This window comes from Blastocatellia bacterium (assembly GCA_035275065.1).
Lineage (GTDB): Bacteria > Acidobacteriota > Blastocatellia > UBA7656 > UBA7656 > DATENM01.
In genome coordinates, this window is sequence record DATENM010000028.1 from 131,872 (window position 1) to 155,537 (window position 23,666).

The 23,666-nt window shown below is 61.4% G+C and carries 18 protein-coding genes; 8 read left to right on the forward strand and 10 right to left on the reverse strand.

Annotated features, from left to right (window positions below):
• Position 1: 1 nt before the first annotated feature.
• The 4 genes from glnA to VJ464_05520 all read right to left on the reverse strand — a co-directional run bounded on the left by glnA (position 2) and on the right by VJ464_05520 (position 4,065).
• Positions 2 to 1,411: a type I glutamate--ammonia ligase gene (gene glnA, locus VJ464_05505; protein ID HKQ04565.1), complete on the reverse strand. Its 1,410-nt coding sequence runs from the start codon at positions 1,409 to 1,411 to the stop codon at positions 2 to 4.
• Positions 1,412 to 1,601: 190 nt separating this feature from the next.
• The gene (locus VJ464_05510) at positions 1,602 to 1,955 is read right to left on the reverse strand and encodes an RNA-binding S4 domain-containing protein (GenBank protein HKQ04566.1); all 354 of its coding nucleotides are present in this window, start codon (positions 1,953 to 1,955) and stop codon (positions 1,602 to 1,604) included.
• A 28-nt stretch (positions 1,956 to 1,983) separates the two neighbouring features.
• Positions 1,984 to 3,009 (reverse strand): SurA N-terminal domain-containing protein, encoded by a 1,026-nt coding sequence (locus VJ464_05515; GenBank protein HKQ04567.1) that lies wholly within the window; start codon positions 3,007 to 3,009, stop codon positions 1,984 to 1,986.
• Positions 3,010 to 3,138: 129 nt separating this feature from the next.
• Positions 3,139 to 4,065: a peptidylprolyl isomerase gene (locus VJ464_05520; protein ID HKQ04568.1), complete on the reverse strand. Its 927-nt coding sequence runs from the start codon at positions 4,063 to 4,065 to the stop codon at positions 3,139 to 3,141.
• Between the two features lie 226 nt (positions 4,066 to 4,291).
• Here VJ464_05520 and VJ464_05525 point away from each other — a divergent pair, with 226 nt between their 5' ends.
• On the forward strand, positions 4,292 to 4,498 hold the full coding sequence (locus VJ464_05525; GenBank protein ID HKQ04569.1) for a hypothetical protein: 207 nt from the start codon (positions 4,292 to 4,294) through the stop codon (positions 4,496 to 4,498).
• A gap of 18 nt (positions 4,499 to 4,516) precedes the next feature.
• Positions 4,517 to 5,761: a tetratricopeptide repeat protein gene (locus VJ464_05530; protein ID HKQ04570.1), complete on the forward strand. Its 1,245-nt coding sequence runs from the start codon at positions 4,517 to 4,519 to the stop codon at positions 5,759 to 5,761.
• A gap of 43 nt (positions 5,762 to 5,804) precedes the next feature.
• Here the strand turns inward: VJ464_05530 and mfd are convergent, their stop codons facing one another.
• Positions 5,805 to 9,545, reverse strand: a complete 3,741-nt coding sequence (gene mfd / locus VJ464_05535; protein ID HKQ04571.1) for a transcription-repair coupling factor — start codon at positions 9,543 to 9,545, stop codon at positions 5,805 to 5,807.
• Between the two features lie 405 nt (positions 9,546 to 9,950).
• Between mfd and VJ464_05540 the strand changes: the two genes are divergently transcribed.
• The 4 genes from VJ464_05540 to VJ464_05555 all read left to right on the forward strand — a co-directional run bounded on the left by VJ464_05540 (position 9,951) and on the right by VJ464_05555 (position 17,190).
• Positions 9,951 to 11,105 (forward strand): acetyl-CoA acetyltransferase, encoded by a 1,155-nt coding sequence (locus VJ464_05540; protein HKQ04572.1) that lies wholly within the window; start codon positions 9,951 to 9,953, stop codon positions 11,103 to 11,105.
• A 111-nt stretch (positions 11,106 to 11,216) separates the two neighbouring features.
• Positions 11,217 to 12,383, forward strand: a complete 1,167-nt coding sequence (locus tag VJ464_05545) for an acyl-CoA dehydrogenase family protein (protein HKQ04573.1) — start codon at positions 11,217 to 11,219, stop codon at positions 12,381 to 12,383.
• Positions 12,384 to 12,521: 138 nt separating this feature from the next.
• Entirely contained in the window at positions 12,522 to 14,921 is a 2,400-nt protein-coding gene (locus VJ464_05550; GenBank protein HKQ04574.1) for a tetratricopeptide repeat protein, read from the forward strand.
• 178 nt (positions 14,922 to 15,099) lie between these two features.
• On the forward strand, positions 15,100 to 17,190 hold the full coding sequence (locus VJ464_05555; GenBank protein HKQ04575.1) for a prolyl oligopeptidase family serine peptidase: 2,091 nt from the start codon (positions 15,100 to 15,102) through the stop codon (positions 17,188 to 17,190).
• A 10-nt stretch (positions 17,191 to 17,200) separates the two neighbouring features.
• On the opposite strand, the gene VJ464_05560 is transcribed toward VJ464_05555, so the two are convergent.
• Together VJ464_05560 and VJ464_05565 are read right to left on the reverse strand one after the other, a co-directional pair.
• On the reverse strand, positions 17,201 to 18,046 hold the full coding sequence (locus VJ464_05560) for a methyltransferase domain-containing protein (GenBank protein ID HKQ04576.1): 846 nt from the start codon (positions 18,044 to 18,046) through the stop codon (positions 17,201 to 17,203).
• A 9-nt stretch (positions 18,047 to 18,055) separates the two neighbouring features.
• A complete protein-coding gene (locus VJ464_05565; protein HKQ04577.1) occupies positions 18,056 to 18,880 on the reverse strand; it encodes an SDR family NAD(P)-dependent oxidoreductase in 825 nt (274 codons plus the stop codon).
• Positions 18,881 to 18,993: 113 nt separating this feature from the next.
• Here VJ464_05565 and VJ464_05570 point away from each other — a divergent pair, with 113 nt between their 5' ends.
• Positions 18,994 to 19,743, forward strand: a complete 750-nt coding sequence (locus tag VJ464_05570; GenBank protein ID HKQ04578.1) for a sugar phosphate nucleotidyltransferase — start codon at positions 18,994 to 18,996, stop codon at positions 19,741 to 19,743.
• 38 nt (positions 19,744 to 19,781) lie between these two features.
• Positions 19,782 to 20,024: a DUF5678 domain-containing protein gene (locus VJ464_05575; GenBank protein HKQ04579.1), complete on the forward strand. Its 243-nt coding sequence runs from the start codon at positions 19,782 to 19,784 to the stop codon at positions 20,022 to 20,024.
• A 155-nt stretch (positions 20,025 to 20,179) separates the two neighbouring features.
• Here VJ464_05575 and VJ464_05580 read toward each other — a convergent pair whose 3' ends face one another.
• The 3 genes from VJ464_05580 to VJ464_05590 all read right to left on the reverse strand — a co-directional run bounded on the left by VJ464_05580 (position 20,180) and on the right by VJ464_05590 (position 23,605).
• Complete coding sequence (locus VJ464_05580; protein HKQ04580.1) at positions 20,180 to 20,962, reverse strand: enoyl-CoA hydratase/isomerase family protein; 783 nt, start codon at positions 20,960 to 20,962, stop codon at positions 20,180 to 20,182.
• 8 nt (positions 20,963 to 20,970) lie between these two features.
• Positions 20,971 to 22,239 (reverse strand): ABC transporter permease, encoded by a 1,269-nt coding sequence (locus tag VJ464_05585; protein ID HKQ04581.1) that lies wholly within the window; start codon positions 22,237 to 22,239, stop codon positions 20,971 to 20,973.
• A gap of 79 nt (positions 22,240 to 22,318) precedes the next feature.
• Positions 22,319 to 23,605 (reverse strand): ABC transporter permease, encoded by a 1,287-nt coding sequence (locus VJ464_05590; protein HKQ04582.1) that lies wholly within the window; start codon positions 23,603 to 23,605, stop codon positions 22,319 to 22,321.
• Positions 23,606 to 23,666 lie beyond the last annotated feature (61 nt).

Consider the following 23,666-nt stretch of genomic DNA (forward strand, 5'->3'; position numbering starts at 1 on the left):
ATCACACGTCGAAGTACATCTGGAATTCGAGCGGGTGCGGGCGCATGCGCACCGGGTCTACTTCCTTCTGGCGTTTGTAACTAATCCAACGCTCGATCAGCGCCTCGCTGAAGACGTCGCCTTTGAGCAGGAAGTCATGATCGGCTTCGAGCGCGTCGAGCGCCCGGTCGAGCGAGCCGGGCAGCGTCGGCACGTTCTGCAACTCCTCCGGCGACAGGTCATAAATATCTTTGTCTAACGGCTCGCCCGGAGCGATGCGGTTCTGGATGCCGTCGAGCCCCGCCATCATCATCGCCGCAAACGCCAGATAAGGATTGCACGACGGATCGGGGAAGCGCACCTCAAGCCGCTTGGCGCCCGCCGACTGCGAATACATCGGGATGCGGATGGCCGCCGAGCGGTTGCGCCGCGAGTAGGCCAGATTGACCGGCGCTTCATAGCCCGGCACCAGCCGCTTATAACTGTTCGTCGTCGGCGCCACCAGCGCCGCCAGCGCCGCCGCGTGCTTGAGGATGCCGCCGGCATAATGCAACGCCATCTCGGAAAGCCCGGCGTAACCATCACCCGCAAACAGCGCGCGGTCGCCTTTCCACAGCGACTGGTGACAATGCATGCCGCTGCCGTTGTCGCCAAACATCGGCTTCGGCATGAAGGTTGCCGCCTTGCCGTAATAGAATGCCGTGTTCTTGACGATGTACTTGAAGACCATGACGTTGTCGGCGGTGCCGAGCAGCGTATCGAAGCGGAAATCGATTTCGCACTGACCGCCGCTAGCGACTTCGTGGTGATGCATCTCCGGCTTGAGGCCGACGGTTTCGAGGTTCTGCACGATGTCCGAGCGCAGGTCGTGCAAGGAATCAACCGGCGGCAGCGGCACGTAGCCTTCTTTGTGACGCACGCGGTAGCCGAGATTGTCTTCCGGGCGGCCCGAATTCCACAGACCTTCCGCCGAGTCGAAGCGGTAACCGGCGCTGTTCGCCTCGTTGTGATAGCTGACGTGATCGAAGATGAAGAACTCGGCTTCGGGGCCGAAGTAACAGGCTTCGGCGATGCCTGTGAAGCGCAGATAGCTTTCGGCGCGCGCCGCTACCGAGCGCGGGTCGAGCTGGTAGCCTTCCTTGGTCAGCGGGTCAACGACATTGGCAAACATGGTCAGCGTCGGCTCTTCAAAAAAGGGATCGACCCAGAAGCGCGAAGGGTCGGGCATCAACAGCATGTCCGATTCGTTGATTGACGCCCAGCCGCGCAGGCTCGACGCGTCAAAGCCGATGCCGGAATCGAACGTCGCTTCGTTGAACGCGCCGATGGGGATCGTCACGTGATGCCAGGTGCCGGGCAGATCCGTGAAGCGCAGGTCAACGAATTTTATCTGCTCGTCAACCGCGTACTGCATGACTCGTTTGGGATCCATTTTCGTCGCTCCTTTGTCCGTCGTGCGGGATATGAATTTAATGGCGTGCGTCTCTAAGCAGTCAGCATAAGGCAACGAAGTGACAAGTGACAAGTGACGAGTAGAAAGTGATGAGTGACGAGTAGAAAGTGACGAGCGATGAGAAGGTGCTTGGGATACCGCGCTTGCCGTACCCATCACTCATTACTCATCACTCATCACTTTCCTGAGTCTCGTAGGATTCGCTGCCGATGGTTTCGTAGAGCGTGGCGGCTTGCGCTTTCGCGGGAGGTTTCAGCGGTACAGTGGCGACCCGCACTGTAGTCAGGCGCCCGCGCTGGCGGATGACGATCTCGTCGCCGACGCGGACTTCGCGGGCGCTCTTGGCCGGGGTGCCGTTCAGGCGCACCGCTCCGGCTTCGCACATCTGCTGCGCCAGGGTGCGGCGCGGCACCAGGCGCGAGTACTTCAAGAAGAGATCGAGGCGCATCTTTGGCGACGCGGCGAAGGCGCGACGCGGCGGCGCGGCGATGAATTGCGCAAGCCCGGTGGCGGCCTCAAGCAATCAATCGCCGCGCCGCCGCGTCGCCGCGTCACTCCTTCTGGGCTTTCGCCTGCGCCGGCAGGTAGCCTTTGGCGACTTCGACGAAGGCGTCTTCGCGCAGCTTCTTCAGGTACTTTTTGCGCGCCTCTTCGGCGCGATCCATGGTCGCGGCGCGGGCGACCATCTCCTGTACTTCTTTATCGTCGTAGGGGCGCACGGTGGCGGCTTTGAGGGCGTCTACGCGGATGATCTGGAAGCCGTCCTGCACGCGGATCGGCTCGGTCACGTCGCCGGCCTTCAGCGACGAGACGGCGGCGGCGATCTCTTCTTTCAACTCGTCGGGACGGAAGGTGCCGAGCTTGCCATCCTGGGCGCGCGAGGCGCGGGTCACCGGCGTGTTGGTCTTGACCGCTTCCGCAAAGTTGCCGCCGGCGCGCATCTCGGCGACGACCCGGCGGGCGCGCTGCTCGACTTCAGCCGCCGTGTGGCCTTCGAGCGGGATGAAGATTTCCGACAGCGTCACCTCACCGGGGACAACCAGCTTGTCTTTGTTCTTCTCGTAGAAATCGCGCTTCTCTTTTTCAGACAGCCGCTGATAGATCGGCACCAGCACTTCGCGCTGCACGACGTACTGTTGCTGCAAGCGGCGGCGCAACGAGTTGCGAGCATTTTCGGGGTCAACCCCCTGGTTGCGCATCGCCTGTTCTAACTCGGCCAACGTCTTGAGCTGGCTCTCCTTCATGATCTGCAACATCTGCTGGTTGACTTCGGCCTCGACGTCAATGCCGAGCTCTTTGGCTTTCTGTTCGAGCAGCAGGTCTTCGATCATCATATCGAGCACGGTCGGGCGGAGCTTCTCAAACTCGGCGTTGACCTCCGCCTCGCTCTTGCCCTGCATCTGCCGGCGCAGCTCTTCTTTGAAGGATTCGAGCGACGCCAGGTAATCGGTGCGCGTAATAATGTCGTTATTGACACGGGCGACGATCTCGTTGACGAGTTCGGCCTCCTGGGCGCGCGCGGCGGTCGCAAGCCCCAATATGCACGCCAGAGCTAAAGCAGTGACTACTAATTTCATACTGCACATCCTCTCAACAGTTAATGACGAACGTTGAAGAATGAATGATGAGTGAGAAAAATCTTGCCCTCTTAATTCACCCTTCGTCATTCATTGTTCATCGTTTGATTCGGGCTGGTTGCGTAAAGTTCAATTATGCCTGAGTTGGCCCGCGTATGTGAAGCCTAGAGTGGCGTCGTTGATCTGAATGCTGGCTTTTTCGAGCATTTGCGCGAGCGCCGCGTCAATGGCCTGTTGATTCCTTTGCGCGATCAGCTCCTCTGTGAGCCGGGCGCGGCGGTCGTCGAGCTGGGCGCGGCGCTCTTCGGGGGCGTGCGGCTGGATGCGCTGTTCGAGCTTGAAGAGATGAAAGCCATAGCCCGATTCGACGACCGGGCTGAGGTCGCCGGGGTGGAGCGGTTTAATTGCGTTTTCGAGAATGTCGGGCAACTGCCCTTCGTCATAGCGGCTGAGGCCGCCGGCTTCGGCGTTCGGCGCGTCCGAGTGCAGCCGCGCCAGCGCCGCAAAATCACGCTTGCCCTCGGTCAGCTCGCGGCGCAAGCGCTCGGCCTCGTCGCGCGTCTGCACGCGAATCTCGCGCACCAGAAAGCCGGGCCTATCCGTCAGCCGCGACTGGTTCTGTTCAAGGTATCGCTGCGCTTCTTCAGGCGTCACGCGCACGTTACGCAGCACGACCTGGCGGTAATACTTATCGATGAGCAGGTCACGCCGCATCTCTTCGCGCGAATCGCCGGCGGCCAACAGCGCGCGCAGTTGCGGGTTCTCTTGCGCCGCCTGCTCGACTTCGACCTCGGCGACCGTCAGCCCCGCGCGCTCGGCTTCGGCGAGCAGCAGCCGGCGGCGCAAATATTCGTCGAGCATCTGGCTGCGCAACAGGTCGGCGCTATCATTGCCGGAAACTTCGCCGAGCTTGGCCGCCACGAAATGCTCGAACTCGGCGCGGTGAACCTCTTCGCCGTTGACCGTGGCAATGACCGGCGAGCGATCCGCGTTCTTCTTACAGGCTGCCGCCAGCGCCAGCAGGCAGCAAATAAAGATGACCAGCTTGCGTCCCATGCACAGGATGGTTTAACAGGTCGTGCGGCTGATTTCAACGCCGGCGCACCCACCGCGCGGCGAGGGTCGCTGTGACCGCTCGACCGCGCGACTTTCAAGCGCCCGGACGAATTTCCGCTGCTCACGGCTCCCTCTGGGCGCGCTTGCTTCGCCAACCCCACACGCGGCTGCCCGATGCCGCCGCGTCGTTTGGGTTCAGCGAAGATGGCTGTGCCTGCGACTCAAGATGGTCGCTGGTGAGTTGCGGCGGCTTGACGCCAAGGCGCTTGCCCGCAAAGGTGGCGCAGCAGTCCCCGAACAGCAGATGGCCGTCGAGGTCGTAGACGTTGATGTCGACGACGCCGGTGAATTGGTCGCCGGCGCTGTTCAGCGTGACGGTGGCGTGCTCTTCCTCGCTGGCGACTTGCTGAAAGTGCTCGTCGAAATCCTGTAGGAAGTAGGTGATCGTAAATTGCGATCCGCCGGCGTGCTCCCCTTTGCGACCCAGGACCCGCTCGAAGCCGGGCAGGCGCTCAAAGTGGACGCGGTGCTTGATGGCAGCATTCAGCAGGCGGCGGGCCGCGTGCGGGTGACGTTGCGGCTGTTGCAGGTCGCGGACGGCAAGGCGCTATGGACGTATCAATGCGACGAATACTGCACAGACCTCTTCGCCTTGCAGGATACCATCTCGCAGAAAGTGACCGAGGCGCTGGCCCTGAAGCTGACCGGCGACGAGCGTACACGGCTGCTGAAACGCTACACCGACAACGCTGACGCCTACCAGGCTTATCTCAAAGGCCGCTACTACTATAATCGCATCAACGAAGACGACCTCAACAAAGCGGTTGAGTCCTTCCAGCAGGCGCTCCGCCTAGACCCTGACGACGCGCTGGCCGATGCCGGACTGTCGGCGGTTTACGCCTGGGGGACGCAGTTTTACTGGCGTGCGCGCGAGGCCATGCCCAGGGCGCGCGAGATGGCCGAGCGGGCGCGGGCGCTCGACGAGCAACTGGCCGAGGCGCATGCCGCGCTTGGGCGCGTGTATGCCTATTATCACTGGGACTACGCGGCAGCAGAGCGCGAATTCAAGCGCGCGCTTGAGCTCAACCCCGGATCGGCTGACGCGCATTTGTGGTATGGCGAATACCTCGCTTTGATGGGACGCTTTGAAGAATCCGTCGCCGCGATGAAACGTGCCGCGCAGCTCGACCCGCTGACGCCCTTCGTGGTGATTCATCCGGGATTCCCCTCCTACCTTGCGGGTCGCTACGACGAGGCGATTGCCTACGCTCAGAAGGGACTCGAAATAGACCCGAACGTGCGGATGATCCACATTGACCTCGGCCTCTGTTACGCGATGAAAGGGGACGCTGTCAGGAGCATTGCCGAGCTACAGCGGGCGATTGAGTTAGGCGACCACAGCCCGGCGGCGCAAACCAATCTCGCCTTCGCCTACGCGCGAGCCGGCGACCGCGCCACCGCCCAACAGAAGCTCAAGCAAGCCCTGAGCTCGGCCAACGGTTACGTCGTGCCCTACTTTGTGGCGACCGTCTACGCCGCGCTGGGCGACCGCGAGCAGGCGTTCGCGTGGCTGGAACGGGCTTACACTGAGCGCAGCAATTACCTGGCATGGCTGAAGACCGACCCGCGTTTGAATGACTTGCGCGCCGACCCGCGCTTCGCCGACTTGTTGCGGCGCGTCGGATTCGTGCAGTGAGTGAATCGTGTCGCTGAGGGCGCTTCGCCGTTGCGCTCGCCGTTCAACGCAAGCGGTCGAGCAGGGCGCGCACCTCGGCAAAGATGGTCGCGTCGTCCGCGGCGGCAATCTGGACGCGCAGCACGCCGCTCGGCGTGAAGCTCGCCGCGCCGGCAGAGACCAGCGCAATCAACTTGTCGGGATCAATCCTCGCCCCTTCGGAAAACTTCACCGCCAACCGGTCGCCTTCACGGTCTACAGACAGGACGCCGAGGCGCGAGGCTTCGCGGCGCAGGCGCGAATACTCGAAGAGGTTCTCGACCGTTTCAGGTATCGGCCCATAGCGGTCGGCGGTCTCGGCGTGGATGTCGGCAAGCTCGGTTTCGCTCTCCGCCGACGAGATGCGCTTATAGGTGCGCAGGCGCTGGCTCATGTCGTAGATGTAATCTTCCGGGATGCGTATGTCTATGCCCAGATTGATCGCCGCCGAGACCTCGTCTTCAATCGGCTCGCCCTTCAGCTCGCGCACCGTGCGTTCGAGCATCTGTGTGTAAAGATCAAAGCCGATGGCATCGATGTGGCCCGATTGCTGGCCGCCCAAAAGGTTGCCGGCGCCGCGCAATTCCAGGTCGAGCGCCGCGATGCGGAAGCCCGCGCCGAGGTCGGAAAACTCGCGAATGGCCGCCAGCCTGCGGCGCGCAATCTCGGTCAGGCTCTCTTCGGACGGAATCATCAGGTACGCATAAGCGCGGCGGTTCGAGCGCCCGACGCGACCGCGCAACTGATAAAGCTGCGACAGGCCATACTGGTCGGCGCGGTTGATGACGATGGTGTTGGCGAGCGGAATGTCTATGCCGTTTTCGATGATCGTTGTCGCCACCAGCACGTCCAGCTCGTGACGAATGAATTTCATCAGCACGTCTTCGAGGGCGCGCTCATCCATCTGCCCGTGGCCGACGCCGATGCGCGCTTCCGGCACCAGCCGGGCGATCAGCTCGGCGATGGTGAAGATCGTCTCGACGCGATTGTGGACCAGGAAGACCTGGCCGCCGCGTTGCAGCTCAAGCTCGATGGCCGAGCGGATCACGGCTTCCGAGAACTGCACGACCTGCGTTTGAATTGCCAGCCGGTCGCGTGGCGGGGTTTCGATCACCGACATATCGCGCAGGCCCGCAAGCGACATATTGAGCGTGCGCGGAATCGGCGTCGCCGACATGGCAAGGACATCAACTTTTTTGCGCATCTGCTTGATGCGCTCTTTGTGAGCGACGCCAAAGCGCTGCTCCTCGTCAACGATCAGCAGGCCGAGGTCTTTGAAGCGAATGTCTTTCGACAGCAAGCGGTGTGTGCCGATGACGACATCAAGCGCGCCGGCCTCTAACTGTTTGACGATCTCTTTCTGCTCTTTCGTCGAGCGGAAGCGCGACAGCATCTCGATGCGCAGCGGGAAAGCGGCAAAGCGTTTCTGAAAGGTCTTGAAGTGCTGAAAGACCAGCACCGTGGTCGGCGCCAATACGGCCACCTGCTTGCCTTCCATCACCGCCTTGAAAGCGGCTCTCATAGCCACTTCCGTCTTCCCGTAACCGACGTCGCCGACGATCAGGCGGTCCATCGGCTGCGGGTCTTGCATGCCGGCTTTGACGTCTTCGATGGCGGCTTCCTGGTCGGGCGTCAACTGGTATTCAAAGGCGTCCTCGAACTCGGCCTGCCAGGGCGTGTCGGTGCCGTAGGCATGGCCGACGACGAGCTTGCGCTCGGCGTAGAGCTTCAACAGCTCTTCGGCCATGTCGCGCATGGCGCGCTTGGCCCGCGCCTTGGTCTTCTGCCAGCTCAAGCCGCCGAGCCGGTCGAGCGGCGGCTTGGCGCCTTCGCCGCCTGAAAAGCGCTGCACCAGATCGAGCCGCTCGACGGGAACATAGAGCTTGGCGCCTTCGGCAAAGGTCAGCAGCATGAACTCGCGCACGTCAGCCTGAGCGCGCTCGATGCCGGCGGCGACGTTGCCGGTGGCGGCGCCGGCGGTCGTCAATTGCTTGAGCCCCTGGAACTGGCCGATGCCGTGATCGATGTGAACGACGTAATCGCCGACCTTCAAGTCGCCGAGGTCGGAAAGAAACGCCGCCGCCTTGCGCTGCTTGCGCGCCCGTTTGGGCTGCGTGCGCGCCAGCGGCGTGCGCTCGGTTTCGCCGAAGACATCGCTCTCGGTCAGCACTTCGAGAAACGCCGCCGGCAGCGTGAAGCCGTTGGTCAGCTTGCCGACGGTCGCAATGCGGGTCGCGGTGAGCGCCGCGCCCGGCTCGCGCTCGCGGCGGTTGAGCGACGCGAGCAACTCCGCGGTGATCTCGTATTCGCCGAGCATTTCGCGTGTGCGCTCGGCAAGTCCCAAACTCGGCATGACAAACAGCGTCGTGCGCCCCGTGGTGTCGTTCTCAAGATCGCGCGCCAGTTCATGCACGCGGCCGTGATAACGGCGCGGCGCTTGCGAAAGGATGGTGATGTCGGGCGTCTGGTCGTTGACCGAAAAGAGAAACAGGCTTGCCGTGCGCTTGCGGCTCGCCGCAAAGCTCTCTTCAAGCTGCGCGCTCGCCGCTGTCGGCTCGTCCGTCTGGCGAATGATGGCCGGCGCGTCGTTGATCGTCAGCGCGTCGATGCGAAAGCGCTCGTCGGTCGCCGCCGCGGCGCGGCCGAGTAAGCGCATCTCGATGCGCGTCGCTTGATCGAAGCGTGCGCGCAGCTCTTCGCCGGTCAAAAAGAGCTTGGCCGGCTCTAAGGCCAACTCGCCGGCATCGTCGGCCTGCGCGAAACGCTCGTCGAGATAACCGAGCAGCTCCGAAGCGCGCTTGTCGATCTCTGCCGGCTCGTCAATCACCAGCACCGCGTCTTTGATGTAATCAAACACCGAGCTGGTCATCGGGCGTGTGAGCGGCAACAGGTACTCCCAGCCGGGGAAGGCTTCGCCGCGCGCCGCGAACCCCAGCCGCGCCCGCAAGTCGCGGCGAAAGCGGTCGCCCTCCCAGTGGCGTTCGGCTTCATCGGCCCACTGCATAAACTCTTGGCGGCGCACCGCCAGCTCGCGCATCGGCACGATGAGCGTTTCCGCCACTCGGCCTACGGAGCGTTGCGAGTCGGCGTCGAACTCGCGGATCGAATCAACCGTGTCGCCGAAAAACTCGATGCGGTGCGGCGCGTCGTGCGCCGGCGAAAAGAGATCGAGGATGCCGCCGCGCAGACTGAACTCGCCGACCGCGCCGACCGGTTCCTGGCGCACATAGCCGCTGGCGATCAGCAGATCAACGATCAGCTCGGGCGGCATGTCTTCGCCGACGCGCAAGCTGATGCTTGAGGCTTTCAGCAAGTCGGGCGAGATGGTGCGCTCGGCGAGCGCGCCGACTGAGGTGAGCAGGATGCGCGCTTCGCCGCGGGTGGCGCGGTAGAGCGCCAGGGCGCGCTGTTCCAAAACTTCGGCGTGCGGCGAGGTGCCATTATAGGGATCGGTTTCGCTGCCGGGGATCGTCAGCACCGCCGTCTCGCACGAGTTCACGCCATTGAGCGCGCAATAAAAGAATTCGATGTCGGCTTGAAACTCTTCGACTTCGCGGTTCGAGCGCGTCACATAAACCAGGCGTCGCGCCGTCAGCCGTTCGAGCGCCGCAAGCACCAGCGCGCGGGCGCTGCCCGTCAGTCCCGAAACCACGACGCTCGGGCGACCGGCGCGGATTTCGCGCACCACCTCATTCAACTCGCCTGAAGCGAGCAGCGAGCCGAACAGCTCGACGTAATAAGTTTCGGGCGGGACGTTGATAGCCATAATGTGAAGGTTGATTGTAGCAAGCGGCGAATCAGTGAGGCAAAAGCGGGCGGCGAATCCGCTTTTGCCAGAGCGCCGGCGGCGATATGATCATGGCAGCGGACTATTGATCGAGGTAGAGCATGTTATTTCTCTGGACAGCGCTGGCGGCTATTTTTCTTCTCGTCCTCAATATCGTCTTTATCAAGTATTTTTATTGGGGGCCGGGCGGCAAGCCGCCGTCGCGTGAAGACGAGTCAAAAAAGACAGCCGCGCCGCCGCCTACACGGCCCAAATGGTAAAGCCGGATTGATGATGCTGAAACCGGCCAGGCGGCGACCGTCAAGATAACGGCCCTGTGCGTTGACGCGCGCGGGCGAGTTTGTTATGACTTGCTGACAGCTTCACCAGCAGAGGAGAAAAGCGATGAAAAATCTGAGCGACCGCGTCGCCATCATCGGCATGGGCTGCACAAAATTCGGCGAGCATTGGGACAAGAGCGAAGAAGACTTAATCGTCGAAGCGGCTTATGAAGCCTTCGCGGATGCCGGCGTCGAACCTTCGCAGATCGAAGCCGGCTGGGTCGGCACGCTGACTTCGGGCATATCGGGCCAGGCGCTCTCAAGGCCGCTAAAGCTGCAATACATCCCGGTCACGCGCGTCGAGAATATGTGCGCGACGGGGCAGGACGCGCTGCGTAACGCGGCGTTTGCGGTCGCCGCCGGCGCTTACGACGTGGCGCTCGTCGTCGGCTTCGAGAAGCTCAAAGACAGCGGCTACTCAGGGCTGCCCGGCGCGGCTTCGACCGTCATCGGCGCGGGCAACACCGCACCGGGAGCCTTCGCATTAGCCGCCAACCGTTACTTTCATCGCTATGGCGCGGACAAAGAAGACCTGGCGCGAATTTCGGTGAAGAACCATTACAACGGCGCGCGCAATCGCAAGGCGCATTTTCAAAAAGAGATCACCCTTGAGCAAGCCATGAAAGCGCCGATGATTGCTTCTCCGCTCGGCCTGCTCGACTGCTGCCCGACGACCGATGGCGCGGCAGCCGCCGTCATCACGCGCACAGAGCTGGCGCCGCAGTTCACCAAAGATTTTGTGACGATCAAAGCCATGGGGCTGGCGGTCGGGCCGGGCACAGGAAGAGTGGACACCGATTTTGACTTCACGAGCTTTCCCGAAACCCGCATGGCGGCCAAACAGGTTTACGATCAGCTCGGCATCCGCGACCCGCGCAAAGAGATCAGCATGGCCGAAGTCCACGACTGCTTCTCGATCACCGAGATGATCATCTATGAAGACCTCGGCTTCAGCGAGCCCGGCAAAGCCAAAGACGACATCAAGGCGGGCGCCTTCAGTTTGCAAGGCGATCTGCCGGTGAACACCGATGGCGGCTTGAAGTCGTTTGGCCATCCCATTGGCGCCAGCGGCTTGCGCATGCTCTACGAGATTTATCATCAACTCCTCGGGCGCGCCGGCGAGCGGCAAGTGAAAGACATGAAGGTCGGGCTGGCGCACAACCTCGGCGGCAATCCCGGCTCGTTCACCTGCTCGATCATCGCGCTCGGAAATGCATAAAGAAGAAGTCAGGAGTCAGGAGTCAGAAGTCAGAATAAGCGCAGGCCGGTGTGCGCCGACTTTCTTCTTCATTCTGACTTCTGACTCCTGACTCCTGACTCCTGATTCCCTATGGCCTACCTGCTGAACGACGAAGAACAACTGATGCTGGCGACCGTGCGGCGCTTTCTTGAGCGCGAGGTCGCGCCGGTCGCAAGCGAGCTTGAGCATCGCAACGAATACCCGACTGCCATCGTCGAGCGCATGAAAGAGCTCAACCTCTTCGCCGCCAACGTGCCGGAAGCCTATGGCGGGCTGGAGCTGAGCTACACCGTCTTTGCCATGATCTTTGAAGAGATTTCGCGCATCTGGATGGGGCTGGCGGGGATACTCGGCACGCATACGGTATTGTGCGACGTGCTGGCGCGGTTCGGCACCGCCGAGCAGAAGCAGCAGTACCTGCCGGTGATGGCGCGCGGCGACAAGCGCGGCGCCATCTGTCTGTCAGAGCCGCACGCCGGCACCGACCTGCAAGCCATCAAGACGACCGCCGAGCGTCGCGGCGATGACTATGTCATCAACGGCTCGAAGATGTGGATCACCAATGCGCGCCGCGCCGAGCTGTTGTTGATCCTGACAAAGACCGACGCCAAAGCCGAGCCGGCTTATAGCGGCATCAGCGCCTTCATCGCCGAGAAGGGCGGGCCGGGCCTGACCGTCAGCCGCGATATCGATAAGCTCGGCTACAAGAGCCTGGAAACCTGCGAGGTGCTGTTTGAAGAGTTCCGCGTCCCGGCAACGAACCTGATCGGCGGGCGCGAAGGCGAAGGCTTCCGCCAGGTGATGACCGGGCTTGAGGCCGAGCGTTTGAACGTCGCGGCGCGTGGCCTGGGCGTCGCCCGCGCCGCGTTTGAAGAAGCGATTCGCTACGCGCAACAGCGCCGCACCTTTGGCAAGCCGATCTCCGAGCATCAGGCGATTCAATTGAAGCTCGCAGACATGGCGACACACATCGAAGCGTCGCGGCTGTTGATCTATGCGGCGGCGGAGAAGAAAGATCGCGGCGAGCGCTGCGACCTGGAAGCCGGCATGGCTAAACTGTTCGCCACCGAGACGGCGCAAGAGTGCGCGCTCGAAGCGATGCGCATACTCGGCGGCAACGGCTACGCCAAAGACTTCCCCGTCGAGCGTTATTACCGCGACGCGCCGCTGTTGATCATCGGCGGCGGCACCAACGAATTGCAGCGTCTGGTGATCGCCAAGAACTTGCTCAAGAAGTATTCGATCAAAGGTTCATAACTGGAACGACCGCCGGTCAGCCCCGCTTGCTCGGCTGCTCCCGCCGGTAGAGAGACGGGCGCTCATAACCCTCCGTTGTAGTTTGCCTTTCACTGCCGCTATAATCCTGCCGATTCAACGCCCGGCGAGGAGCGCCCAATGGCAGCCGAAGATGTGCAGAAACAATTCGATGTGTTCATCTCTTACAGCCACAAGAATGCTGAATGGGTGCGCGATGTGCTCGTTGCCCGTCTGAAGCAGGAAGGTATCACGGTTTGTATTGATGAAGAATCGTTCGACATCGGCGTGCCGGCGCTGGTGAATATGGAAAACGCCATTGCTGCAAGCCGTCGCACGTTGCTTGTGCTAACTCCCGCCTGGGTCGCAAGCGACTGGACAAGGTTTGAGAGCTTGCTGATTCAGCACACTGATCCCGGCGGCGTGTTGCAATGTACGCTGCCTTTATTGCTTGAGCAGTGTGACGTGCCCCAGCGAATTGGCATATTGACGCGCGCGGATTTCACCGGCAAGGCAGATGTCGAAAGAGAATTTGCCAAATTGTTTGACGCCATTCGAGGCAAACGCCGGTTGTCAGGCCCAGAGACAAAGAACTCAGTAGAGGAAGAAAAGACAAAAGCGGGTTATGCACGGGTCAACTCGGCAGTGCCGCGCCCGCCTGCTGTCGGATTCGTCGAGCGTCACCACAAAGACGGCAGCGAAATCGTCGCGCGACTAGAGGACGAACTTGCGCCCGCAAAGAATCAACTGGTTGTCTTGTGGGGCGATGGCGGTGTTGGCAAGACAACGATTGCGGCGGAAGCAATGCGACGGATGAACCGTCTGTTTGCCGGTCGCATTGTCTGGACGAGCGCCGTCGGTCGTCAGGACTACTCGCTGTCAACGCTGCTTGATGAGGTCGCCACGCAGTTGGACCACGCGGAATTGCGCAAACTGGCGCTTGCGCCGAAGAAAGAAGAAGTGCCAGCGTTGATTGCTTCGCTGGATGGCGCGGCGATGATCGTCCTGGATAACTTTGAAACCATTGCGCCCGCCGAGCAAAAGCTTTGCGCCGAGTGGCTGATGCAGCACGCGCCCTGCCCTGCGCTCATCACGACGCGCGAGCGCATCAACGGCCCACGTAACCTTTCGATTGATGTAATGTCATCTGCGGAAGCGCACGAGTATCTGGATAAGCTGATTGCGCAGACGGCCAACCCGCAGACGTTTGCAGGCATAGACCACAGCCGCATCATTCAGGCAGCCGATGCCAATCCGCTTGTAATGCAGTGGGTGATCGGGCAGATCGAACTGGCGCAGCATCCGAACGATGTGTTTGATGAGTTGGCGCAAGGCGGCGGCGATGCGGCAGACCGCGTCTTTGACCGGTCGTTTAACCTGCCACAGTTGGGCGACGACGGGCGCGATGTGCTGCTGACGCTTTCGCTTTTCGTGCCGAGCGCATCACGCGCGGCGCTGGCAGAGGCCGCCGGATTCGGTGATGACCTGAAGCGAGTGAGAGAGGCGATAAGGCATCTGGCTAGACTCCGGCTGGTAGAAACGACGGAAGCGGGCGAGCGGTTGGTTCTTCGGGGGCTGACGCGCAGCCTGGCCAGGGCACGTCTGTCGAAAGACAGCCGGGCGGATGAATTCCGCCGACGATACATTACTTATTTTGTCGGCTATGCCAAATCGCATGCGAAAACATCGAAGGAAGATTTCGACGCCCTTGAAGCGGAACGAGAGAATGCGCTGGGCGCGCTTGAATCAGCTTTCGAGTTAGCAGAATGGGAGGCGGTAATGCAGATTCGCATCGCACTGGAGGAGTTCCTGGACACGCGCGGGTATTGGAATGAAGCCATAGGATATGGCCAGCAAGCATTGGCGGCGGCAAGACGGGCAAAAAATGATGGGCGCATCGGGATGTTTAGTCACAACATCGGACGCATCTACAGTAATCGTGGCGAATACGATCAAGCCCGCCGCCTGTACAACGAAAGCATGGAGATCAAAAAGCGGCTCGGCAACCAGAGAGGGATTGCTATTACCCTGCATCAATTAGGAAGGCTTGCGGAGCAGCAAGGCGAGATCGAGGAAGCCCGCCAGCTCTACAACGACAGTTTGGAGATTGCAAAACGGCTCGGCAACCAGAGCGGTATTGCTATCACGCTGCACCAGTTGGCAATGCTTGCGCAGGAGCAAGGCGAGATCGAAGAAGCCCGCCGGCTCTACAACGACAGTTTGGAGATCAAAAGGCGGCTCGGCAACCAGAGAGGGATTGCGTTGACAACGTGGGGTCTAGCAAACCTGGCTTTAGGCGCTGGCTACCTTGACGAAGCCAGAAAAAGTTATAAGGAAGCCTTGGATATATTCGATGAGCTTGGCGACCAGTACAATACTGCCGGCGTTTTACATCAGTTGGGTAGGCTCGCAGAAATTGAAGGCAAATACACAGAAGCTAGCCGACTATTTCATGAAGCCTTGGATATCTTTGAAAAACTCAAATCGCCGAATGCGGCAATCACGCGGCGTTCGTTAGAGAGGATACAGGGCAAAGCCTGAGCCAGAGCCTCAAGCTATATCATTCCATCGCCAATCGCCAAATCGGCAGGACGTTCAGACAGGGGGATGTTGCTCGAATCATCTGAACCGGCGGGCGGCGCTTGACACGCACTACGGCAAGGCTTATAAGCCATTACCGCAATCCGTATTCATCACATCGCTTCACACGGGAGGGATTATGCTCGCTCGTCACCGAGTCGCCATCACTATCGTTGCGCTCTGTCTGCTGGTCAGCGCCTCGCAACTGGCTCACGCCAATGGCTTCACGCTCGAACAGGTTCTGTCGTCGCCGTTCCCGTCCGACCTGATTGCGTCGAAACAGGGCGACAAGCTCGCATGGGTCTTCGATCATCTGGGCCGGCGTAATGTCTGGATCGCCGAAGCGCCCGCCTTTAGCGGACGCCAGCTCACGCATTACAGCGCCGACGACGGGCAGGAGATCACCGAGCCGGTCTTTTCACCCGACGGCAACTGGATCGCTTACGTGCGCGGCGGCGAGGCCAACAGCGACAAAGACATTCCCAATCCGACCAGTGACCCGGCGGGCGCGCGCCAGGAAGTCTGCGCCGTCAACGCCCGCACCGGCGTCGTGGTGAAGATGGGCGAAGGCAGCGCACCGATCTTTTCGCCGCGCGGCGATCAGGTCATCTTCACCAGCGAAGGCCACCTCTGGTCGGCAGCCTTGCCCGTGCCGCCGCGAAAGACCGCCACGGAAGCGAAAAAACTCTTCGAGATTCGTGGCCGCGTCGAATCGCCCGCGTGGTCGCCGGACGGCTCCTTGCTGGCCTTCGTCTCTGAGCGCGGCGATCACAGCTTCATCGCCATCTTCAATCCCAAGCAAGCGAGCATACGCTTTCTTGAGCCGAGCGTAGACCGCGACATCGAGCCGCGCTGGTCGCCGGACGGGCGTAGCCTGGCTTACATTCGCGTCTTCAACGTCGCCGACGTGTATTCAGCCGACCGCGAGCGCGTGCTGCCCTGGGCCATCCGCGTCGTTGATCTCGCCAGCGGCAAGGGGCGCGAGGTCTGGCGCTCGGGCGAGGCCGAAGCGGATTCGTTTTCGCGGTTGACGCTCGGCAATGACATCCTGCAATGGGCGGCGGGCGACCGACTGGTCTTTGCGTCCGAGAAAGACGGCTGGGCGCACCTCTACGCCGTCGCGGCGACGGGCGGCGCGGCGACGTTGCTGACGCCCGGCGCTTACGAAGTTGAAAACGTCGCATGGTCGCCCGACCGCTCGTTTATGGTGGTGGCGGCAAACAAAGCCGACATCGATCACCGCCATCTCTGGCGCGTCAACGTCGCGGGCGGCGACCTTCAAGGGATCACTACGGACAACAGCATCGAGATGGCGCCGGTCATCGCCGGCGGCGGCCAGCGGCTCGCCTTCCTGCACGCGACGGCCTTCTACCCGCTCCTGCCTTACATCGCCGACATCAAAGGCAAAGGCGCCAAAGCGCTGGCGGGCGATGCCTTGCCGAGTGATTTTCCTTACAATAATCTGGTTGCGCCCGAAGTGGTGATTTTCAAAGCGGCGGACGGCCTGGAGATTCATGGCCAGTTGTTCAAACCCAAAAACCTGCAAGGCCGCGCCCCGGCAGTCGTCTTCATGCACGGCGGGCCGATTCGCCAGATGCTCCCCGCCTGGCATTACAATTACTATTACCATAACGCCTACGCGATGAATCAGTACCTGGCGAGTCGCGGTTATATGGTCTTGTCGGTGAATTATCGCAGCGGCATCGGCTACGGTCGCGCCTTTCGCGAAGCCAAGCATCGCGGGCCGCGCGGCGCCAGCGAGTACCAAGACGTCGTCGCCGCCGGCAAGTATCTGAAAGCCCGCGACGACGTGGACGGCAAACACATCGGCCTGTGGGGCGGCTCGTATGGCGGCTATCTGACGGCGATGGGACTGGCGCGCGATTCCGACCTGTTTGCGGCAGGCGTTGACCTGCACGGCGTTCACGACTGGAGCCGCCGGGTCGGCGCATCGCCGTGGGCGACGGGCGATCTGGTCAAGCTGGGCCGCGAATCATCGCCGCTGGCGTCGGTCGAAAAATGGAAATCGCCGGTGCTGTTGATTCATGGCGACGATGACCGCAACGTCGCCTTCAATCAAACGGTCGAGCTGGTGCGCCGCCTGCGCGAGCGCCACGTCGAGTTCGAGCAACTGGTCTTTCCCGACGACGTTCATGACTTCCTGCGCCATGAAAACTGGCTGCGCGCTTATCACGCCGCCGCAGACTTCTTCGACCGCAAGCTGAAGTGAACGGGCCGGCTTACTCGCGCCTTGCCGCAACGCGCAGGCGGCAATAGTCGGCGTACCAGGTGCCATCGCGGAACAGTGCGGGGCGCAAAGCGTCTTCGACGGCGGTGATAATCTCGGCGTGCCGCTCGGCGGCAACATGGCTCATAAAGTGATCGCTGAAGACCGCCAGCCAGTCGCGTAAGCCTGCCGCGCCGCCTTCAAGCGCCGTCGGGCGCGCGAACCATGCGGCAAGCGTCACCCTGAAGCCGCTGCCTTCGAGCAGCAAAGCATACTCGCCGACGGTCGGGAAGTAATAGTAAGGTTCATCACTGACCGCGTAGCCGGCCTGTTGGATGGCATGACGCAAGGCGGTTTCGATGCCGCGGATGTTGCCCTGACCGCCGAACTCGGCGACGAAGCGCCCGCCGGGTCGTAACGCCTGATAGATGGAAGCGGCGACCGCCCGCTGGTCCTTCATCCAGTGAATCGCCGCGTTTGAAAAGACCGCGTCGAACGGCTCGTCGAAACGCAAGTGCTCGGCGAAGCGCAAGCGCTCGGCGTCGGCGACCTCGAATCGCAGGCGCGGATAATTCCGCCGCGCCGTCGCAATCATCTCCGCCGAGCGATCAAGGCCGATGGCTTCGGCGCCGCGTGCGGCAATCTGCGCGGTCAGGTGGCCGGTGCCGCACCCCAGATCGAGAATGCGCTCGCCCGCTTCAGGCGCGAGCAATTCAATCACCCCCGCGCCGTGCTTCCAGACGAATGAATAGGCGTCGTCATAACGCGACGCATCCCATTGTTTGTCTATCGATGACATAAACGAACTGACCGACGACCGACGACCGACGACCGTTGTTCTGCGGCGGTCATCGGTCATCGGTCGGCTTCACAATCCGCCGGCGACTTCAAGCACCTGGCCTGAGACATAGTCCGAAAACGGCGAAGCGAAAAAGAAGATCGCGCCCGCGGCCTCTTGAGCGGTGCCGGCGCGGCCCATCGGGATCATCGGCGTGGTGCGCGAGAGCCGCTCGCCGGGGATGCCAAGCGCAATCTCTGTGTCGCCGCGATGAATCGTTTCGCCCTTCTCTTTGGCCTGCGTCAGCCGCGTATCGATGCGCCCGAAAGCGACGGCGTTCACTTGAATGTTGAACTGGCCCCATTCTTTGGCGAGGGTTTTGGTCAATCCGATGACGCCGGCCTTGCCCGAAGCATAGTTCGCCTGGCCGGCATTGCCGCGCGTCCCCGAAGTCGAGCTGACGTTGATGATCTTGCGGGCGCGCGCCTCGCCATGCTCCGTGTGCTCGCGCTTGGCGGTCTCGCGCAGATAAGCCGAGGCGGCGCGGATGATGCGAAACGGCGCCGTCAGGTGGACGGCCAGAATGGCTTCCCATTGCTCGTCGCTCATCTTGTGAATGACGGCGTCCCAGGTGTAGCCGGCGTTGTTGACGATGATGTCGAGGCCGCCGAACTGGTCCACCGCGCCGCTGACGATCAGATCGGGAAAGGCCCGGTCGGTGACATCGCCGACAACGCTAATGGCTTCGCCGCCTGCCGCGTGAATGGCTCCCACAGCCTCTTCGGCGGGGGCGGGGTCAATATCGCTTAAGACGACGCGCGCCCCGTGAGCGGCGAACAGCTCCGCCGCGGCGCGCCCGATACCGCGCCCCGCGCCGGTGATGATGGCAACTTTTCCTTCAAGCAATCGCTCCACGTTCTGGCCTCCTGTCGAATGAGAAATGATCGCGCCGAGTCTATCACAGCATTGCCCAATGTTCACCGCTCGAATATGATTTGTCTTCAGAAACTCAACCGGAGAGACGAATTATGAAAGGCATTGTTCTGGCGGGCGGACTCGGCACCAGGCTGTCGCCGTTAACTCGAATTACGAACAAACATTTGCTCCCTGTTTTCGATCAACCGATGATCCACTATCCTATCCGCTGTCTGGTCGAAGCCGGGATCAAAGATATTCTCGTCGTCACCGGCGGCAATAGCGCCGGCGACTTTTTGAAACTGCTGCGCAACGGCGCCGAGTTCGGCCTCAGCCGTATTCATTACGCTTACCAGGAAGGCGAAGGCGGCATTGCGGCGGCGCTAGGGCTGGCCGAAGACTTCGCCGACCGCGAGCCGATCTGCGTCGTCCTCGGTGACAATATTCTCGAAAACAGCATCGCCGGCTTCGTCAAAAAATTCCGCCACCAGGGCTCGGGCGCAAAGATTTTGTTGAGCGAAGTGTCCGACCCGCACCGCTTCGGCGTGCCGGTGATCGAGGACGGGCGCATCCTGCGCATCGAAGAGAAGCCCGCCGATCCGAAATCGCCTTACGCCGTCATCGGCGTCTATATGTATGACAACCGCGTCTTCGACATCATCAAGACGTTGAAGCCGAGCGGGCGCGGCGAGCTTGAGATCACCGATGTGAATAACCAGTACATCGAGTGGGGCGACCTGTCGTGGGATATCATTGAGGGATGGTGGACGGACGCCGGCACCTTTGACAGCCTGCTGCACGCTTCGAATCTGGTCGCCGAAAAGCGCGACGCCAAAACCACCCGCGGCGCCAGCGGCAGTTAATGGCGAATGGACTCTCAAATGCCAAAGATTAACCGTTGATGGAAGAGGCAAAAATGTCTTCGCTGACTTCAAAAATCCTGGATTGCTCAGAAGAGAGGCGCTGGATTGCAGAACATCGTAAAGCGTATGCGGGCCAGTGGGTAGCGCTCAAAGGCCATCGTCTGTTGAGTCACGGAATGGATGCTAAAACGGTTTACCAGGAAGCTCGAAAACTCGGCGTTGAATCTCCGGTTGTTGTGCAGATTGAATCTCCTGATGAATTACCGTTTGGAGGGTGGTGATCGATGCACACCCTCGACTTTCAAACCCTACATCTTTATGAGCCTACCAGCTCTGGAATCACCATCCCTGTTGAGTTAAGTGTTGGGCGGGAGCGCGTGACAATTTCAAATGCCAAACTCGACACGGGCTCAAGCTTCTGCTACGCCTGTTCTCTTCAAAGATCACGATTTTTATCCTGCGGCTTGCCGTGTGATAGAACTTCAGTCGAGGCCGCAGTGGTCTCGGCTCCGAGCCACGAGTCGAGCACCGGCTCGTTCTGATTGCTCACCGCATCTTCAATCTGAGCCAGGGCGGCGGCGCGCATCTGGCGCTTGATGCGCCCGAAACTGGCGCGCGGCAACCCGGCCATCTCTTCGGCAATCTCTCTGGCCCGCGCCAACAACTGCTCCGCCGGCTGCAACTCGTCTATCAAGCCTTGCTCAAGCGCCTGCCGCGGGTTGACGTTGCGCGCCAGCAGCACGGCACGGCGCGCCGCTGGCCTCGACAGTTCGCTCTGCACAACCGCCATCGGCGCGACGGGAAAGACGACGCCGACGCGCGCTTCGGTCAAACCAATTTTGTAATCGCCCGCCGCCGCGATGCGGTAATCGCAGCAGAGCTGGACGATCACGCCGCCGGCAATTGAATGGCCGTTGACCGCGGCGACGACCGGCAGCGGCAGGCCATACAATCGCCCGACCATGCGGTTCAACTCCATAGCCAGCAATCGCTGCTCGGCGGCGCTGTAGGCGGGCACGGCTTTCAAGTCCAGCCCCGCGGAAAAAAATCGTCCCGTGCCGGTGACGATCAGCGCGCGAATGTCGCCGTCGGTTTCGAGCCCGGCAAAGGTGTCCGCTAGCTCCGTCAGCAACTGCAAATCCAAGGCGTTCGCGGGCGGGCGATTGAGCCGCAGGGTTGCGATGCCGGCGTCGGTTTCAAGCTGAATCATTTCGCTCATCGTTCCACTCACTCATGCCGCAGCGCGGTGATGGGGTCGAGGCGCGCCGCTTTCATCGCCGGCCACAGGCCGAAGACCAGGCCGACCGTCACCGAGCCGAAGAAACCGAAGGCCGCCGCCCACAGCGGAATCACCATGTAGAGCGCCGGCACCAGCAGCGTCACCAGCTTCGCAAAGCCCCAGCCGATCAACAGGCCGGCCAGCCCGCCGATCCCTGTCAGCGTCACGGCCTCGGTCAAAAATTGCCAGATGATGTCCGCGCGCTTAGCGCCGACCGCTTTGCGGATGCCGATCTCTCGGGTGCGCTCGGTCACCGCCACCAGCATGATGTTCATCACGCCGACGCCGCCAACGATGAACGCCACCATAGACATGATGATCATCACGACAAAAACCAGCCGCACGATGTCGTCAAAAGTTGAGATGAACGATTCGGGCGTGCCGACCTCGAAGTTGTTCTCCTGCGCGAGCGACACGTTGCGGCGGCGGCGCAACACCTGCTCGATGCCTCGTATGCCTTCCTGCATTCGCCCTTCGCGCATGCGGACGATGATGAAGTGATCGTCAACGGTCGGGTACATCTTGTGGAAGGTGTGATAGGGCACAAAGACGTCGTTGTCTTCCTGGTTCTCGGAGCCGAACGGGCCGGCCTTCTGCTTCTTGACGGTGCCGACGACGGTGAACTCCTGGCCGCCGACGTTGATCGTTTTGCCGATGGGGTCTTCGCCGGGAAAGAGCGCTTCGACCATGTTGAAAGCCAGCACACAGACATACGCGCGATGCTCGTTCTCAGAGTCGGTGAAATAGCGGCCCTCGTCGACCGGAACGTTCATGACCAATTCGGCGACCGGGAAGTTGCCGACCAAGCGCGTGCGGCGGGTGACGTGATCTTTATAGCGCGATTCGGGCGGCAGCGGCGGCACTTCGCCGGGCATCGGCAGGCCGTAGATCAGGCCGGCGTAAACATGCTCGACCGCCGCCACTTCGTCACCGATGGCCTGCGCGTCGTCGAGCGTCAGCGGCTTGCGGTTGAGAACTTCGGCAGGCGGGCGGCTGGTCATAATGAACGGGTAGCGCCAGATGTAGACGTTGCGCGTGCCGAAGCTCTCGGCCTGATCCAGCACCGACTGGCGAAAGCCGTTCAGCACCGCCGCCATCGCCACAATCACCAGCACGCCGATGAAGACGCCGAGGATGGTCAGCGCGGCGCGGAACTTGTGCGCCGACAGCGTCTCCATCGCCAGTTGCGTGTTCTCTTTGATGCTCGAAAAATTCATAGCCGGTGTTGGGTGTTGGGTACTGGAGCGGGGCGCGGGATTCTACCTCTCCCTAACGCCCGACACCCAACACCTATTTTCATTCGGAACGAAGCGCCTCAATCGGGTCTAAGCGCCCGGCGCGGCGGGCCGGGTAGATGCCGAAGAAGACGCCGATCAGCGTGCAGAGCGCAAAGGCCACGAGCGGCGCCCACAGCGGGAAGGCGCTCGGCAGCGGCGTGTAGGTTGCCATCAGCCACGAGATGGCCGCCGCGATCAGCACGCCCGCCAGGCCCCCCGCGCAGCACAAGACGACCGATTCAACCAGAAACTGGTTGACCACGTCCTGCTGCCGCGCGCCGACCGCCTTGCGAATGCCGATCTCCTTGGTGCGCTCGACGACCGAAACCAGCATGATGTTCATGATGACGATGCCGCCGACGACCAGCGAAATGCCGACCACGAACAGCGACACCAGAAAGATGTTCGTCGTCAGCATGGCGAACAACTGATTGACCCCCTCGGCGGTGATGACGCCGAAGTCGTCGTCTTCATGATAATTGAGCTTGTGCAGCGTCCGCATCTGGAGCCGCACCTGGTCTTCGGCCTCCTGCATCTCGCCTTCGCGCGCCTTGATCGAAATATTCACCGTGCGCCGCGCCCCATAGTTTTTCTGATAAGTCGAAAGCGGCACCTTGACGTAATTGTCCTGCGAGAAGCCAAAGACCGAGCCGCGCCGCTCGCCAATGCCGACGACCGTGTACCACTTGTCGTCTATCTGTACCTCTTTGCCGATGGGGTCGAGGCCGGGAAAGAGCTTGTCGGCGATGTCTGCGCCGATCACCGTGACGGGGCGCGAATGCTCGTCTTCCCATTCGACGAAGTTGCGCCCGGCATCCACCTTCTTGCCTTCGATGTCAAAGATGTTCGGCGTCATGCCGCCGAGGTCAATGGTGTCGAGCGACTGCTTGCCATAATGGACGCGAACTTCGCGGTGGGTTTCGACGCCGATGGCTTCGCAGGCCGTGCAGGCGCGGCGCAAGCGCTCGGCGTCCGCGGCATGGACTTCCGGGTTGCGGCGGATGGCTTCGATCAGCTTGTCGAAGTCGGTAATGATCGGGTACTGCGTGATGACGAAGGTGTTCGGCCCGAAGTTGGATATCTTGGTCTTCCAGTAAATATCCATGCCCTGAATCAGCGAGATGACGGCGATGATCGAGCTGATGCCGATGGTGATGCCGAGCAGGGTCAGGAACGAGCGCAGCTTGTTGGCGCGCAGCGAATCAAGCGCCACGCCGACATAATCAAAGAAGCGGGCATGGCCCTGGCGCGCGTCGCCGACGGCGCTTTGACCGGCGTTCGTCACTGGGGCGGAAGTCGTCGCCATAACATTCACAACCGTTATAACCGGCAGCCGGGTTTGGGTCAATCGGGGCGCAGGCCATCAG

Excerpts from the sequence above, each read along its gene's own strand:
- VJ464_05545 (HKQ04573.1), top strand. The coding sequence starts at position 11,217 with ATGGCCTACCTGCTGAACGACGAAGAACAACTGATGCTGGCGACCGTG.
- VJ464_05555 (HKQ04575.1), top strand. The coding sequence starts at position 15,100 with ATGCTCGCTCGTCACCGAGTCGCCATCACTATCGTTGCGCTCTGTCTG.
- VJ464_05560 (HKQ04576.1), bottom strand. The coding sequence starts at position 18,046 with ATGACCGATGACCGCCGCAGAACAACGGTCGTCGGTCGTCGGTCGTCG.
- VJ464_05550 (HKQ04574.1), top strand. The coding sequence starts at position 12,522 with ATGGCAGCCGAAGATGTGCAGAAACAATTCGATGTGTTCATCTCTTAC.
- VJ464_05570 (HKQ04578.1), top strand. The coding sequence starts at position 18,994 with ATGAAAGGCATTGTTCTGGCGGGCGGACTCGGCACCAGGCTGTCGCCG.
- VJ464_05520 (HKQ04568.1), bottom strand. The coding sequence starts at position 4,065 with ATGGGACGCAAGCTGGTCATCTTTATTTGCTGCCTGCTGGCGCTGGCG.
- VJ464_05540 (HKQ04572.1), top strand. The coding sequence starts at position 9,951 with ATGAAAAATCTGAGCGACCGCGTCGCCATCATCGGCATGGGCTGCACA.
- VJ464_05515 (HKQ04567.1), bottom strand. The coding sequence starts at position 3,009 with ATGAAATTAGTAGTCACTGCTTTAGCTCTGGCGTGCATATTGGGGCTT.
- VJ464_05575 (HKQ04579.1), top strand. The coding sequence starts at position 19,782 with ATGGAAGAGGCAAAAATGTCTTCGCTGACTTCAAAAATCCTGGATTGC.
- VJ464_05580 (HKQ04580.1), bottom strand. The coding sequence starts at position 20,962 with ATGAGCGAAATGATTCAGCTTGAAACCGACGCCGGCATCGCAACCCTG.
- VJ464_05590 (HKQ04582.1), bottom strand. The coding sequence starts at position 23,605 with ATGGCGACGACTTCCGCCCCAGTGACGAACGCCGGTCAAAGCGCCGTC.
- VJ464_05525 (HKQ04569.1), top strand. The coding sequence starts at position 4,292 with ATGGTCGCTGGTGAGTTGCGGCGGCTTGACGCCAAGGCGCTTGCCCGC.
- VJ464_05585 (HKQ04581.1), bottom strand. The coding sequence starts at position 22,239 with ATGAATTTTTCGAGCATCAAAGAGAACACGCAACTGGCGATGGAGACG.
- mfd (HKQ04571.1), bottom strand. The coding sequence starts at position 9,545 with ATGGCTATCAACGTCCCGCCCGAAACTTATTACGTCGAGCTGTTCGGC.
- glnA (HKQ04565.1), bottom strand. The coding sequence starts at position 1,411 with ATGGATCCCAAACGAGTCATGCAGTACGCGGTTGACGAGCAGATAAAA.